The sequence below is a fragment of the Oleiphilus sp. HI0066 genome (assembly GCF_001635725.1).
In genome coordinates this window covers 1-1174 of the sequence record NZ_LWFH01000099.1, presented here as the reverse complement: position 1 = coordinate 1174, position 1174 = coordinate 1, and the positions used below count along the sequence as shown (strand labels likewise).

Annotated in this window: 1 protein-coding gene; it reads left to right on the top strand. The window is 48.3% G+C overall.

Annotation, left to right across the window (positions count from 1 at the left end; translation table 11 throughout):
- A partial coding sequence (locus A3738_RS01525; RefSeq protein ID WP_156503880.1) for a PhoX family phosphatase occupies positions 1-1174 on the top strand: 1174 nt, incomplete at both ends.

The window sequence follows — 1174 nt, the reverse complement described above, 5'->3', positions numbered from 1 at the left end:
TGTTGTGTATCAACCACGAATATATCGACCAAAATGCACTTAACCCTGCTGGTGCAACACGTGACGCGATTACCGGTATGCGCACAGATGTTGAAGAAGTACGCAAAGAAATCAACGCACACGGTGTTTCTGTTATCCGTATTCGTTTAACTGGTGATACTTGGTCTGTTGTCGACAATGACTCATATAATCGTCGTTTTACGGGTGCGACAGAAATGCGCATCTCGGGGCCTGTTACTCAAGATCCTTCAGTGCTAGTGACGCCATATTCACAAGCGGGGGACCGTGTTCGTGGAACATTGAATAACTGTGGCAATGGCTATACTCCTTGGGGAACCTATCTCACATGTGAAGAAAACTGGCCTGGTTATTTTGTTAATACCGGTACGCGCAGCACAGCGGATGAACGTCTTGGTGTAGACGATGACGATACGCGCTACGGTTGGGATGATGTAAAAGGTGACGGCTCTGAAGTCGCCGATGAGTTCACGCGTTTTGACGCGACGCCATCTGGCTCAGGTCCAACAACGGATTACCGTAACGAGCCAAATGGCCACGGTTATATTGTTGAAATCGACCCATACGACAACACAAGCATGGCGGTTAAACGCACTGCACTAGGTCGCATTCGTCATGAAGGCTGTGTCTTCGGTAAGTTAACCGTTGGACAACCCGTTGTATTTTATACAGGTCATGATGGGCGCTTTGAATATATGTATAAGTTCGTATCCACCGCACTTTGGGATGCAGCAGATGCATCGCCAAGCGATCGTTTAGCCACAGGTGCGAAGTACATGGATGAGGGCACGCTGTATGTTATGCGCTTTAATGACGACAACACTGGTGAGTGGATCCCTCTAGTATTGAGCACGGCGTTATCAGACAACTATATTGCAGATAACAGCCTAACGGCTGGCTCAACCTTGGGCGATATGTTCTCTTCTCTTGGTGAATTGATTCTTAACACTCCAGGAGCGGCGGATGCCGTGGGCGCAACCCCAATGGACCGTCCAGAATGGTGTGCAGTCGATCCAATTACAGGTAGTGTTTATCTCACTCTCACTAACAATACGCGCCGTGATGCGACAACAGGGACAAACCCAGCTAATCCACGTTTAGACAATAAGTATGGCCATATTCTTCGTTGGGATGAGAGTGCAGAACCAACTGCATT